This window comes from Pseudomonas fluorescens NCIMB 11764 (genome assembly GCF_000293885.2).
Taxonomy (GTDB): Bacteria; Pseudomonadota; Gammaproteobacteria; order Pseudomonadales; family Pseudomonadaceae; genus Aquipseudomonas; species Aquipseudomonas fluorescens_B.
Map to the genome: position 1 here is coordinate 2,339,862 of NZ_CP010945.1, position 12,567 is coordinate 2,352,428.

A 12,567-nucleotide genomic window follows, 5' to 3' on the forward strand; every position below is an offset into this window, starting at 1 on the left:
ATTTGTACTCAAAAATGTACCAAAAAGACGCTGGCTTGCAAGAGATGGGGGTAGAACCCCAGAGACCAAAAAGCCCGCAGTTAGCGGGCTCTAGGGGTGTTGCGTAGACGCTGGTAGTCGTCTATGTACTGCAAATGGTGCCCCGAGGGAGACTCGAACTCCCACTCCTTTCGAAAACGGATTTTGAATCCGCCGCGTCTACCAATTCCGCCATCAGGGCTCAATGGCGGCGAAGTATAGAGATGAGATAACCGTCGGTCAATCAGGTACATGGAGAATTTTCACTATTTCCGCTAGACTTCCGGGCCCTGCTAGACGAACCCCATCATGCGCGTTGCTGACTTTACTTTCGAACTCCCTGATTCGCTGATTGCTCGCCACCCTTTGGCCGAGCGTCGCAACAGTCGCCTGTTGACCCTTGATGGGGTCAGCGGCGCCCTGGCACACCGTCAATTCACTGATTTGCTTGAGCATTTGCGCCCGGGCGATTTGATGGTGTTCAACAATACCCGGGTGATTCCGGCGCGGCTGTTTGGCCAGAAGGCTTCCGGCGGCAAGCTGGAAATCCTGGTGGAGCGGGTGCTGGACAGCCATCGCGTGCTGGCCCATGTGCGCTCCAGCAAGTCGCCGAAGCCGGGTTCGAAGATCCTCATCGACGGCGGTGGCGAAGCCGAGATGCTGGCGCGTCACGATGCGTTGTTCGAGCTGGGTTTCGCCGAAGAGGTGTTGCCGCTGCTCGACCGCGTCGGGCACATGCCGTTGCCTCCTTATATAGACCGCCCGGATGAAGGCTCGGACCGCGAGCGTTATCAGACGGTGTACGCCGAGCGCCTGGGCGCGGTGGCGGCGCCGACGGCGGGGCTGCATTTCGATCAGCCGCTGATGGAGGCGATTGCCGCCAAGGGCGTCGAGACGGCGTTCGTGACCTTGCACGTGGGCGCGGGCACGTTCCAGCCGGTGCGGGTCGAGAAGATCGAAGATCACCACATGCACACCGAGTGGCTGGAAGTCGGCCAGGACGTGGTCGATGCCGTCGCCGCTTGCCGTGCTCGCGGTGGTCGCGTGGTAGCCGTGGGGACCACCAGCGTGCGTTCCCTGGAAAGTGCCGCGCGCGATGGCGTGCTCAAGCCGTTCAGTGGCGACACGGACATCTTTATCTACCCGGGCCGGCCGTTTCATGTGGTCGATGCCCTGGTCACCAACTTTCATTTGCCCGAATCCACGCTGTTGATGCTGGTTTCGGCGTTCGCCGGTTATCCCGAAGCCATGGCCGCCTATAAAGCCGCCGTGGAGCATGAATACCGCTTTTTCAGCTACGGTGATGCGATGTTTATCACCCGTAACCCCGCACCACGTGGCCCTGAGGACAAAGAATGAGTCGCCAAAGTCGTATGTCGTTTGAGTTGCTTGCTACCGACGGCAAGGCTCGTCGCGGTCGATTGACCTTCCCGCGCGGTACCGTCGAAACCCCGGCCTTCATGCCGGTGGGCACGTACGGCACCGTCAAGGGCATGCTGCCGCGGGATATCGTCGCGACCGGCGCGGAAATCATTCTGGGCAACACCTTCCACTTGTGGCTGCGTCCGGGCACCGAAGTGATCAAGAAGCACGGCGACCTGCACGATTTCATGCAGTGGAAAGGCCCGATTCTGACCGACTCCGGCGGTTTCCAGGTGTTCAGCCTGGGCGCGATGCGCAAGATCAAGGAGGAGGGCGTGACCTTCGCCTCTCCGGTGGATGGCGCCAAAGTGTTCATGGGGCCGGAAGAGTCGATGCAGGTCCAGCGTGACCTGGGCTCGGACATCGTGATGATTTTCGACGAATGCACGCCGTACCCGGCCGATGAAGACGTCGCTCGTGTGTCGATGGAGCTGTCGTTGCGCTGGGCCAAGCGTTCGAAAGAAGCCCACGGCGACAACACGGCGGCGCTGTTCGGCATCGTTCAGGGTGGCATGCACCAGGATTTGCGCATGCGTTCGCTGGAAGGCCTCGACCAGATCGGTTTCGATGGCCTGGCCATCGGCGGCTTGTCTGTAGGCGAGCCGAAGCACGAGATGATCAAGGTGCTGGATTACCTGCCGGGCCAGATGCCGGCTGACAAACCTCGTTACCTTATGGGCGTTGGCAAACCGGAAGATCTGGTTGAGGGTGTGCGCCGCGGTGTGGACATGTTCGATTGCGTGATGCCAACCCGTAATGCCCGCAATGGGCATCTGTTCATTGATACTGGTGTGCTGAAGATCCGTAACGCGTTCCATCGCCATGATGATTCGCCGCTCGATCCGACCTGCGATTGCTATACCTGCCAGAACTTCTCCCGCGCTTATCTGCATCACCTGGACAAGTGCGGCGAAATGCTGGGAAGCATGCTCAATACCATCCATAACTTGCGTCATTATCAAGTGCTTATGGCTGGTTTGCGCGAGGCTATTCAACAGGGTACATTGGCCGCCTTTGTCGATGCCTTCTACGCCAAACGCGGGTTACCTGTTCCGCCTTTGGACTGAGTTTTCTGACCCCAAGATTCAACATTTGCAACTGGAGTGCTAAATGAGCTTTTTTATCTCGAATGCCATGGCTGACGCTGCTGCACCGGCCGCTGCCGGCCCTATGGGTGGCGGTTTTGAGTGGATTTTCCTGGTCGGTTTCCTGGTCATCTTCTACCTGATGATCTGGCGTCCACAGGCCAAGCGCGCCAAAGAGCAGAAGAACCTGCTGAGCAGCCTGCAGAAAGGCGACGAAGTTGTGACCACCGGCGGCATCGCCGGCAAGATCACTAAAGTGGCTGATGATTTCGTGGTTCTGGAAGTTTCCGACACCGTCGAAATGAAGTTCCAGAAAGGCGCTATTGCCGCCACGCTGCCAAAAGGCACGCTGAAAGCGATCTAAGTTTCAACTTCTACTCAATCGACGGGGCGCGCAAGGCGCCCCGCGTCATAAGCGGGCGGCGTGATGCTGAACAAATACCCTCTGTGGAAATACATTCTGATCCTGGCGGTGCTGGCGGTCGGTCTGATTTATTCCGCTCCCAATTTATATCCTGATGACCCGGCCATTCAGGTCAGCGGCGCAAGCACTGCGCTGCAAGTCAATCAGGCTGATCTGGATCGTGTGAGCGCTGCGCTCAAGGAATCCGGGATCAACGTCAAGGCAGCCACGCTGGCGGCCAACGGCAAGGGCGGTCTGATTCGTCTGACCAAGGCTGAAGACCAGCTGCCGGCCAAAGACGTCGTGCGCAAGGCATTGGGTGATGACTACGTCGTTGCACTGAACCTGGCACAAACCACTCCGCAGTGGCTGCGCAGCCTCGGCGCGCACCCGATGAAGCTGGGTCTGGACTTGTCCGGTGGTGTGCACTTCCTGCTGGAAGTGGACATGGACAAAGCCCTCGACGCACGCTTGAAAGTGTACGAAGGCGATGTAAAGAGCCTGTTGCGTAAAGAGAAACTGCGCTATCGCAGCCTGCCGCAACTCAACGGTGCCATCCAGCTGGGCTTCGCTGATGAAGCTTCCCGCGAACAGGCCCGCACACTGATCCGCAAGAACTTCAACGATTTCGACATTGTGCCGGCCGACCTGAATGGTCAGGCGGTGCTGCGTCTGGCGATGACCCCGGCCAAGCTGGCGGAAATCCGCGAATACTCCATCAAGCAGAACTTGACCACGGTCCGTAACCGCGTCAACGAGCTGGGTGTTGCCGAACCGATCGTTCAGCGTCAGGGCGCCAACCGCATCGTGGTTGAGCTGCCGGGCGTGCAGGACACCGCAGAAGCCAAGCGTATCCTCGGCAAGACGGCCAACCTTGAGTTCCGTCTGGCTGCAGAGCCTGGCGCTTCGAAAGCCACTTCCGAAACCTTCGAGTTCCGCGAAGGCAACCGTCCTCCGGCACAGATCGAGCGTGGCCTGATCATCACTGGTGACCAGGTGACTGACGCCAAGGCTGGCTTCGGCGAGCACGGCACGCCAGAGGTGAACATCCGTCTGGATGGTCACGGTGGCGAGCTGATGAGCCGCGCAACGCGCAGCAACGTCGGTCGCAGCATGGCGGTGATCTTCATCGAGCAGCGTCCGGTCACCACTTACGTCAAGCAAGTGGTTAACGGCGTCGAGAAAGACGTACCGGTTCAAACCTTCAAGGAAGAGAAGAAGATCATCAGCCTCGCGACCATCCAGTCGCCGCTGGGTGCTCAATTCCGCATCACTGGCCTGAACGGTCAGGGCGAGTCGTCCGAACTGGCGCTGCTGTTGCGTGCCGGTGGTCTGGCTGCACCGATGTACTTCGCTGAAGAGCGCACAATTGGCCCAAGCCTGGGTGCCGACAACATCGTCAAGGGTATCGATGCATCGCTGTGGGGCATGCTGTTTGTCTCGCTGTTCATCATCGCCATCTACCGCTTCTTCGGCATCATCGCCACCGTCGCGCTGGCGGTGAACATGGTGCTGCTGCTGGCCCTGATGTCGCTGCTGGGTGCAACGCTGACCCTGCCGGGTATCGCCGGTATCGTGTTGACCATGGGTATGGCGGTCGACGCCAACGTCCTGATCTTCTCGCGGATTCGTGAAGAGATCGCGGCGGGCATGACCGTGCAGCGGGCAATCAACGAAGGCTTCGGCCGGGCATTCACCGCGATTCTCGACGCCAACCTGACAACGTTGTTGGTCGGCGGGATTCTCTTTGCGATGGGCACAGGCCCGGTCAAAGGCTTCGCAGTGACCATGTCCCTCGGGATCTTTACCTCGATGTTCACGGCCATCATGGTGACCCGCGCGATGGTCAACCTGATCTTCGGCGGTCGTGACTTCAAGAAGTTGTGGATTTAAGGGGCTGCCATGTTACGTACAATCAACTTCATGGGCGTTCGCAACGTTGCGTTCGGCGTCACATTGTTCCTCACGGCATTGGCATTGTTCAGCGTCGCCACCAAGGGCATGAACTGGGGCCTGGACTTCACCGGCGGTACGCTCATCGAGCTGACCTACGAGCGTCCGGCCGATGTCACCAAGGTGCGTGAGCAACTGGTTACTTCGGGTTATCACGAGGCGATCGTGCAGAGCTTCGGTGCAACCACCGATTTGCTGGTGCGCATGCCGGGTGAAGATCCGCAGCTGGGCCATCAAGTGGCTGAAGCGCTGCTGAAGGTCGGCGGCGACAACCCGGCGACGGTCAAGCGCGTCGAGTTCGTCGGCCCGCAGGTCGGTGAAGAGCTGCGCGACCAGGGCGGCCTCGGCATGCTGATGGCGCTGGGCGGCATCCTGATCTACCTGGCTTTCCGCTTTCAGTGGAAGTTTGCGGTCGGTGCCATCGTTTCTCTGATCCACGACGTGATCGTGACCATCGGTATCCTGTCGTTCTTCCAGATCACCTTCGACCTGACGGTATTGGCGGCGGTGCTGGCGATCATCGGTTACTCGCTCAACGACACCATCGTGGTATTCGACCGGGTTCGTGAGAACTTCCGGGTGCTGCGCAAGGCCAGCCTGATCGAGAACATCAACATCTCGACCACGCAAACCCTGCTGCGGACCATGGCGACGTCGATCTCCACCTTGCTGGCGATCGCGGCCCTGCTGTTCTTCGGCGGCGACAACCTGTTCGGCTTCTCCATCGCCCTGTTTATCGGTGTTCTGGCGGGTACTTACTCGTCGATCTACATCGCCAACGTGGTGTTGATCTGGCTGAACCTGAGCACCGAAGACCTGATTGCTCCAGTGGCCACTGACAAGGAAATCGACGACCGTCCATAACGGCCATCGTTTTCCGGCTGTCAGCCCGAAAAAGGCGCGAGTTGAACTCGCGCCTTTTTTTGTGCTCCAAGGCTGGGAGAAGCGCGGACATGTTCCGCGGGTGATGGTCAGGAGGTTCATGTGAACAAGTCGTTGCTGGTTGGTGCGGTATTGGGTGCTGTCGGTGTGACTGCCGGGGGTGCTGTTGCCACCTACAGCCTGGTTAAAAGCGGCCCTGAGTATGCGCAAGTTCTAGCCGTTGAACCGGTCAAGACACAAATCAAGACGCCACGTGAAGTGTGCAAGGACGTCACGGTAACCCGGCAAGCGCCGGTGAAAGATCAACACCAGATCGCGGGTACGGTGGTAGGTGCACTGGCTGGTGGTCTGCTGGGTAACCAGATCGGCGGCGGCACCGGCAAGAAAATTGCCACGGTTGCGGGCGCGGTCGGTGGTGGTTACGCCGGCAACAAGGTTCAGGAAGGCATGCAGGAGCGTGACACCTACACCACGACTCAAACTCGCTGTAACACCGTGAATGACATCAGCGACAAGGTTGTGGGTTATGACGTTCGTTATTCGCTGGATGGCAAGGAAGGCAAGGTGCGGATGGATCGTGATCCGGGCAACCAGATTCCGGTCGATAAGGAAGGCAAGTTGATCCTGTCGCAGAATCAGCAGGGTCAATAAATCGCTCGGATTCAAAAAGAAGCACCCTTCGGGGTGCTTTTTTTGTGCCCGGAATTCATGCATCACCACAAATCTCCTGTGGGAGCGAGCCTGCTCGCGATAGTGGTGTGTCAGCCTCCATCAATGTTGAATGTGGCTCTGTCATCGCGAGCAGGCTCGCTCCCACATTTGGTTTGTGGTGTTCTTGAGGTTGGATTCCAGGCATAAAAAAAGCACCCCGAAGGGTGCTTTTTTGTGGCCGGTCGCTTAGCGCTTCAGCGAGGCTGGCAGGTGCGGCTGGATCGCCGTCAGCACTGCCTTGAAGCATTTGGTGTTACCGGCAACGATGTGGCCTTTCTCAAGGAAATCGTGACCGCCGGTGAAGTCGCTCACCAAACCGCCGGCTTCCTGGATCAACAGGGCGCCTGCCGCCATGTCCCACTCGGACAGGCCCGACTCCCAGAATGCATCGAAACGGCCCGCTGCCACGTAAGCCAGGTCCAGGCTCGCCGCGCCGGCGCGGCGGATGCCTGCGGTCTGGCCAACCAGGGCGCGGAACATGCCCAGGTAGTTGTCGAGGTTGTCCATCTGGTCGTCACGGAACGAGAAGCCGGTACCCAGCAGGGCGCCGTCGAGGCTGGTGCGACCGCTGACGCGCAGGCGACGACCGTTCAGTTGAGCGCCGCGACCACGGCTGGCGGTGAATTCTTCCTGGCGAACCGGGTCCAGGACAACAGCGTGTTCCAGGCGACCGCGGTATTTGCAGGCGATGCTGACAGCGAAGTGAGGAATGCCGCGCAGGAAGTTGGTGGTGCCGTCCAGCGGATCGATGATCCACAGGTATTCTTCGCCTTCGATCCCGGTGCCGGCGTGCATGCCGGTTTCTTCACCCATGATCGAGTGGTTCGGGTAAGCCTTGCGCAGCGCGTCGATGATTTTCTGTTCAGCGGCGCGGTCCACCTCGGATACATAATCCTTGGCGTCTTTTTCGTCGACCTTGATGGTATCCAGGCGCTCGATGGAGCGGAAGATCAATTCACTGGCGCTGCGGGCGGCGCGCAGCGCGATATTCAGCATGGGCTGCATGGATGTGTCACCTAAGGTTGTTAAAGAAAGCCGGGCATTCTATCAGAACTTTTCTACAGGTGAAGGTCGGTGTTCGCTTTCGTAGCTTAACGGTAGTCGGCGCTGTAAGATTCGGCTCCCCTTTATTGTGTTCGAGAACGCCTCCCGTGCTGCAAAACATTCGTGTCGTCCTGGTCAATACCAGCCACCCCGGCAATATCGGAGGGGCTGCGCGCGCCATGAAGAACATGGGCCTGTCGCGGCTGGTGCTGGTCGAACCACGGCTGTTCCCGCACCACGAGGCGGATGCCCGTGCCTCCGGCGCCGGGGACATCCTTGAAAACGCGCAAGTCGTCGCCACCTTGGAAGATGCGTTGGTTGGCTGCAATCTGGTGCTCGGTACCAGCGCTCGTGACCGACGCATTCCCTGGCCGCTGCTCGATCCACGCGAATGCGGGACGAAAGTGGTCGAGGAGGCGGGGCAGGGCGCCGAAATCGCTTTGGTCTTTGGTCGTGAAGATTCCGGCCTGACCAATGAAGAGCTGCAGCGATGTCATTATCACGTGCACATCCCATCAGACCCTGAGTTCAGCTCGCTGAACCTTGGGGCAGCGGTGCAGGTGTTGAGTTATGAAGTGCGCATGTCCTGGCTCGCGGCCCAAGGCCAGCCGAGCAAGGTCGAGAAGGAAGAAGTGGCCTCCGTCAAAAGCGCTGAGCTGGCGACCATGGATGAGCTGGAGCGATTCTATGAGCACCTGGAGCAAACCCTGGTGGCCATCGAATTCCTCGATCCGGAAAAGCCACGGCACTTGATGGCGCGCCTGCGTCGGTTGTACGGACGAAGCTCGGTCAGCCGGGCGGAAATGAATATATTGCGTGGCATCCTCACGGAAACCCAGAAAGCGGCCCGTGGCGAGCTTCTAAAGCGGAAGGATTAATGATGTTCGAGCGTTTGCGTGAAGATATCCAGAGTGTTTTCCATCGTGACCCGGCGGCGCGTAACGCTTTTGAAGTCCTGACTTGCTACCCGGGCATGCACGCCATCTGGATCCATCGTTTGTCCTCGATGTTGTGGCGGGCGGACTTGAAATGGCTGGCGCGGCTGGTGTCGAACTTCGGTCGCTGGTTGACTGGGATCGAGATTCATCCGGGGGCCAAGGTGGGTCGTCGTTTCTTTATTGACCATGGCATGGGCATTGTCATTGGTGAGACCGCCGAGATCGGCAATGACGTCACCCTTTATCAGGGTGTGACGCTCGGTGGTACCAGCTGGAATAAAGGCAAGCGTCACCCGACGCTGGAAGATGGCGTTGTGGTGGGGGCGGGTGCCAAGGTGCTCGGCCCGTTCACCGTCGGAGCCGGGGCCAAGGTCGGTTCCAACGCCGTGGTGACCAAGGCTGTGCCGGCGGGTGCGACAGTGGTCGGCATTCCGGGGCGGATCATCGTCAAGTCCGATGAAGAGCAGGACGCCAAGCGCAAGGCCATGGCTGAGAAGATCGGTTTTGACGCTTACGGTGTCGGCGAAGACATGCCGGACCCGGTGGCTCGCGCCATCAATCAGTTGCTCGATCATTTGCAGGCGGTTGATGGGCGTCTGGAGGGGATGTGCGGGGCGCTGAAGGACCTGGGCAGTAATTATTGTGCGAAAGATCTGCCTGAGCTGCGCGAAGAAGACTTTGCGTGTGTGAAGGACAAGGATCAGAGCCAGGCCAGCTGATTCTCCGTAGGAGCTGCGAAGGTTGCGATCTGTTGATCTTGAAAAACAAAAGATCGCAGCCCCCGGCAGCTCCTACAGGGGGTCGTATTCAGAAAGGTGCAGTACGCCGGCCGGTGTGCCATTAAGCCGCGGACCCTGCTATGATGCTGCCGCTCTTTTGCGGGTAAACCTGACTAAAGTACTAGGTCTTATAGTTGACTTAAATACTCGGGAATTGCATACTCGCCCCATTCCGAACTCCGTGGTAATTGTCCATGCGACTGACTACAAAAGGCCGATACGCCGTGACCGCCATGCTCGATCTGGCGTTGCACGCGCAGCACGGGCCGGTGTCCCTGGCCGATATCTCCGAGCGCCAAGGCATCTCCCTGTCCTACCTCGAACAGCTGTTCGCCAAATTGCGCCGCAGCAATCTGGTGTCCAGCGTCCGCGGTCCCGGCGGCGGCTATCAGCTGTCCCGCGACATGCAGGGCATCCAGGTCGCCCAGGTGATCGATGCGGTAAACGAATCGGTCGATGCGACCAAGTGCCAGGGCCAGGGCGATTGCCATCAAGGCGACACCTGCCTGACTCACCACTTGTGGTGCGACCTGAGCCTGCAGATTCACGAGTTTCTGAGCGGTATCAGCTTGGCTGATCTTGTCACTCGCCGTGAGGTACAAGAAGTAGCCCAGCGTCAGGACCAGCGCCGTTGCAACAGCAAGGCGCCACGCCTGGACAAGATTGAAGCGTCCGCCGTCGAATGACAGCCAAAGAGCTAGCGGCACGCCAGCCAGCCTGATTTAGGAGATAGTCCATGAAATTGCCGATTTACCTTGATTACTCTGCGACCACCCCGGTTGATCCGCGTGTTGCGCAAAAAATGAGTGAATGCCTGCTGGTCGACGGAAACTTCGGTAACCCGGCGTCCCGTTCCCACGTGTTCGGCTGGAAAGCTGAAGAGTCCGTCGAAAACGCTCGTCGTCAGGTCGCAGACCTGGTCAACGCCGACCCGCGTGAAATCGTCTGGACCTCCGGCGCCACCGAGTCCGACAACCTGGCAATCAAGGGTGCGGCGCATTTCTATGCGACCAAAGGCAAACACCTGATCACCACCAAGATTGAGCACAAGGCTGTCCTCGACACCATGCGCCAACTGGAGCGTGAAGGCTTCGAAGTGACCTACCTCGAGCCGCAGACCGATGGCCTGATTACGCCAGCGATGATCGAAGCAGCGCTGCGTGACGACACCATCCTGGTTTCGGTCATGCACGTGAACAACGAAATCGGCACCATCAACGACATCGCAGCCATCGGCGAACTGACCCGCTCCAAGGGCATCCTGTTCCACGTCGATGCCGCTCAGTCCACTGGCAAGGTCGAGATCGACCTGCAGAAACTGAAAGTCGACATGATGTCGTTCTCCGCCCACAAGACCTACGGCCCTAAAGGCATCGGCGCGCTGTACGTCAGCCGCAAGCCGCGTGTGCGCATCGAAGCGACCATGCACGGCGGCGGTCACGAGCGCGGCATGCGTTCCGGCACCCTGGCGACCCACCAGATCGTCGGCATGGGCGAAGCCTTCCGCGTAGCCAAGGAAGACATGGCTGCCGAGAACGTACGCATCAAAGCCCTGAGCGACCGTTTCTTCAAGCAGGTCGAAGACCTGGAAGAGCTGTACGTCAACGGCAGCATGACCGCCCGCGTTCCGCACAACCTGAACCTGAGCTTCAACTACGTTGAAGGCGAGTCGCTGATCATGGCGCTCAAGGATCTGGCGGTTTCGTCCGGTTCGGCCTGCACCTCGGCTTCGCTGGAGCCTTCGTACGTACTGCGCGCCCTGGGCCGCAACGACGAACTGGCACACAGCTCGATCCGCTTCACCTTCGGTCGTTTCACTACCGAAGAAGAAATCGACTACGCCGCGCAGAAAGTCTGCGAGGCCGTTACCAAGCTGCGCGCTCTGTCGCCGCTGTGGGACATGTACAAAGACGGTGTCGACATTTCGAAAATCGAGTGGGCGGCACACTGATTTCAAGTCGCCGCAAACCGGCCCTGTCGAACCCCGGTTCCCAGGGCTTCAAGAGCGACTCTCTGATGAGTGAGGATTAAGAATCATGGCTTACAGCGAAAAGGTCATCGACCACTACGAAAACCCGCGTAACGTCGGCAAGATGGACGCCGAAGACCCGGATGTCGGCACCGGCATGGTCGGCGCCCCGGCGTGCGGCGACGTAATGCGCCTGCAGATCAAGGTCAACGAGCAAGGCATCATCGAAGACGCCAAGTTCAAGACCTACGGTTGCGGTTCGGCTATCGCCTCCAGCTCCCTGGCGACCGAGTGGATGAAAGGCAAGACTCTGGATGAAGCAGAGACCATCAAGAACACTCAACTGGCCGAAGAACTGGCCCTGCCGCCAGTGAAAATTCACTGCTCCGTACTTGCTGAAGACGCTATCAAAGCGGCCGTTCGCGACTACAAGCAGAAGAAAGGCTTGATCTGATTTTTGGCGACGAGTAAGGAGTCACCGATGGCTATCAGCATGACAGAAGCGGCTGCTCAACACGTGCGACGCTCCCTCAACGGGCGCGGCAAAGGTGAAGGGATTCGTCTGGGTGTTCGCACCACGGGCTGTTCCGGCCTTGCCTACGTGCTGGAGTTTGTCGACGAGGTGGTTGCAGAGGATCAGGTGTTCGAAAGTCACGGCGAAAAAGTGATCATCGACCCGAAAAGCCTGGCCTACCTGGACGGCACCGAGCTCGATTTCGTCAAGGAAGGGTTGAACGAAGGCTTCAAGTTCAACAACCCCAACGTACGCGGTGAATGTGGCTGCGGCGAAAGCTTCAATATCTGAGGCTTCTTGTGGGTACTCCTTGTCATTTCGCTTTATTCGAGCTGCAACCGAGTTTCGATCTGGACCTCGAGCAGCTGGCTACGCGCTACCGTGAGTTGGCGCGCAGTGTTCATCCGGACCGTTTTGCGGACGCTTCCGAGCGCGAGCAACGGCTGGCGCTAGAGCAATCCGCGAGCCTCAACGAGGCCTACCAGACGCTCAAAAGCCCCCCGAAGCGCGCGCGATACCTGCTCGCCCTGAATGGTGGCGAGCTGCCGCTGGAGGTCACGGTGCATGATCCGGCGTTTCTCCTGCAGCAGATGGAGCTGCGTGAAGAGCTCGAAGACCTGCAAGACAGTGCCGACATGGCCGGTATTGCAGCGTTCAAGCGTCGCCTGAAAACCGCTCAGGAAGAACTGAACCAAAGCTTCGCAGCCTGTTGGAATGACGCAGCGCAACGTGAGCAGGCCGAACGCCTGATGCGGCGCATGCAGTTCCTCGACAAGCTCACCTACGAAGTGCGCCAGTTAGAAGAGCGCCTCGACGATTAACCCAGTGCCGCTCCGGTCGCACGCCTGA

At 59.0% G+C, this 12,567-nt stretch carries 14 protein-coding genes and 1 tRNA gene; 13 read left to right on the forward strand and 2 right to left on the reverse strand.

The genetic code is table 11. From position 1 onward, the window contains the following. Positions 1–135: 135 nt before the first annotated feature. Positions 136–220, reverse strand: a tRNA-Leu gene (locus B723_RS10605). 107 nt (positions 221–327) lie between these two features. Here B723_RS10605 and queA point away from each other — a divergent pair. The 6 genes from queA (at position 328) to B723_RS10635 (ending at position 6,414) form a co-directional block, all read left to right on the forward strand. Then, complete coding sequence (gene queA, locus B723_RS10610) at positions 328–1,377, forward strand: tRNA preQ1(34) S-adenosylmethionine ribosyltransferase-isomerase QueA (protein ID WP_017340325.1); 1,050 nt, start codon at positions 328–330, stop codon at positions 1,375–1,377. Positions 1,378–1,391: 14 nt separating this feature from the next. After that, positions 1,392–2,507: a tRNA guanosine(34) transglycosylase Tgt gene (gene tgt, locus B723_RS10615; protein ID WP_162491076.1), complete on the forward strand. Its 1,116-nt coding sequence runs from the start codon at positions 1,392–1,394 to the stop codon at positions 2,505–2,507. 43 nt (positions 2,508–2,550) lie between these two features. Continuing rightward, complete coding sequence (gene yajC, locus B723_RS10620) at positions 2,551–2,889, forward strand: preprotein translocase subunit YajC (protein ID WP_007916913.1); 339 nt, start codon at positions 2,551–2,553, stop codon at positions 2,887–2,889. A gap of 63 nt (positions 2,890–2,952) precedes the next feature. After that, on the forward strand, positions 2,953–4,821 hold the full coding sequence (gene secD, locus B723_RS10625) for a protein translocase subunit SecD (RefSeq protein WP_017340323.1): 1,869 nt from the start codon (positions 2,953–2,955) through the stop codon (positions 4,819–4,821). A 9-nt stretch (positions 4,822–4,830) separates the two neighbouring features. Beyond that, complete coding sequence (gene secF, locus B723_RS10630; protein ID WP_017340322.1) at positions 4,831–5,745, forward strand: protein translocase subunit SecF; 915 nt, start codon at positions 4,831–4,833, stop codon at positions 5,743–5,745. Between the two features lie 120 nt (positions 5,746–5,865). After that, a complete protein-coding gene (locus B723_RS10635) occupies positions 5,866–6,414 on the forward strand; it encodes a glycine zipper 2TM domain-containing protein (protein ID WP_017340321.1) in 549 nt (182 codons plus the stop codon). A gap of 246 nt (positions 6,415–6,660) precedes the next feature. Here B723_RS10635 and suhB read toward each other — a convergent pair whose 3' ends face one another. After that, positions 6,661–7,479 carry an inositol-phosphate phosphatase gene (gene suhB / locus B723_RS10640; protein WP_017340320.1) on the reverse strand — a complete coding sequence of 273 codons (819 nt, stop codon included), beginning with the start codon at positions 7,477–7,479 and terminating at the stop codon, positions 6,661–6,663. 146 nt (positions 7,480–7,625) lie between these two features. On the opposite strand from suhB, the gene trmJ reads away from it, so the two are divergent. The 7 genes from trmJ to hscB all read left to right on the forward strand — a co-directional run bounded on the left by trmJ (position 7,626) and on the right by hscB (position 12,539). Further along, the gene (gene trmJ / locus B723_RS10645) at positions 7,626–8,396 is read left to right on the forward strand and encodes a tRNA (cytosine(32)/uridine(32)-2'-O)-methyltransferase TrmJ (protein WP_008025492.1); all 771 of its coding nucleotides are present in this window, start codon (positions 7,626–7,628) and stop codon (positions 8,394–8,396) included. 2 nt (positions 8,397–8,398) lie between these two features. After that, on the forward strand, positions 8,399–9,175 hold the full coding sequence (gene cysE / locus B723_RS10650) for a serine O-acetyltransferase (RefSeq protein ID WP_031319081.1): 777 nt from the start codon (positions 8,399–8,401) through the stop codon (positions 9,173–9,175). Positions 9,176–9,429: 254 nt separating this feature from the next. After that, complete coding sequence (gene iscR / locus B723_RS10655; RefSeq protein ID WP_007903581.1) at positions 9,430–9,921, forward strand: Fe-S cluster assembly transcriptional regulator IscR; 492 nt, start codon at positions 9,430–9,432, stop codon at positions 9,919–9,921. A 50-nt stretch (positions 9,922–9,971) separates the two neighbouring features. Continuing rightward, positions 9,972–11,186 (forward strand): IscS subfamily cysteine desulfurase, encoded by a 1,215-nt coding sequence (locus B723_RS10660; protein WP_017340318.1) that lies wholly within the window; start codon positions 9,972–9,974, stop codon positions 11,184–11,186. An 85-nt stretch (positions 11,187–11,271) separates the two neighbouring features. After that, positions 11,272–11,658, forward strand: a complete 387-nt coding sequence (gene iscU, locus B723_RS10665) for a Fe-S cluster assembly scaffold IscU (protein WP_003443374.1) — start codon at positions 11,272–11,274, stop codon at positions 11,656–11,658. 27 nt (positions 11,659–11,685) lie between these two features. After that, a complete protein-coding gene (gene iscA / locus B723_RS10670) occupies positions 11,686–12,009 on the forward strand; it encodes an iron-sulfur cluster assembly protein IscA (RefSeq protein WP_007903589.1) in 324 nt (107 codons plus the stop codon). 8 nt (positions 12,010–12,017) lie between these two features. Then, positions 12,018–12,539: a co-chaperone HscB gene (gene hscB, locus B723_RS10675; protein WP_017340317.1), complete on the forward strand. Its 522-nt coding sequence runs from the start codon at positions 12,018–12,020 to the stop codon at positions 12,537–12,539. Positions 12,540–12,567 lie beyond the last annotated feature (28 nt).

Coding starts and splice junctions, on each gene's coding strand:
- B723_RS10660 (WP_017340318.1), top strand. CDS start 9,972: ATGAAATTGCCGATTTACCTTGATTACTCTGCGACCACCCCGGTTGAT.
- cysE (WP_031319081.1), top strand. CDS start 8,399: ATGTTCGAGCGTTTGCGTGAAGATATCCAGAGTGTTTTCCATCGTGAC.
- iscU (WP_003443374.1), top strand. CDS start 11,272: ATGGCTTACAGCGAAAAGGTCATCGACCACTACGAAAACCCGCGTAAC.
- suhB (WP_017340320.1), bottom strand. CDS start 7,479: ATGCAGCCCATGCTGAATATCGCGCTGCGCGCCGCCCGCAGCGCCAGT.
- queA (WP_017340325.1), top strand. CDS start 328: ATGCGCGTTGCTGACTTTACTTTCGAACTCCCTGATTCGCTGATTGCT.
- tgt (WP_162491076.1), top strand. CDS start 1,392: ATGTCGTTTGAGTTGCTTGCTACCGACGGCAAGGCTCGTCGCGGTCGA.
- iscR (WP_007903581.1), top strand. CDS start 9,430: ATGCGACTGACTACAAAAGGCCGATACGCCGTGACCGCCATGCTCGAT.
- yajC (WP_007916913.1), top strand. CDS start 2,551: ATGAGCTTTTTTATCTCGAATGCCATGGCTGACGCTGCTGCACCGGCC.
- secF (WP_017340322.1), top strand. CDS start 4,831: ATGTTACGTACAATCAACTTCATGGGCGTTCGCAACGTTGCGTTCGGC.
- iscA (WP_007903589.1), top strand. CDS start 11,686: ATGGCTATCAGCATGACAGAAGCGGCTGCTCAACACGTGCGACGCTCC.
- secD (WP_017340323.1), top strand. CDS start 2,953: ATGCTGAACAAATACCCTCTGTGGAAATACATTCTGATCCTGGCGGTG.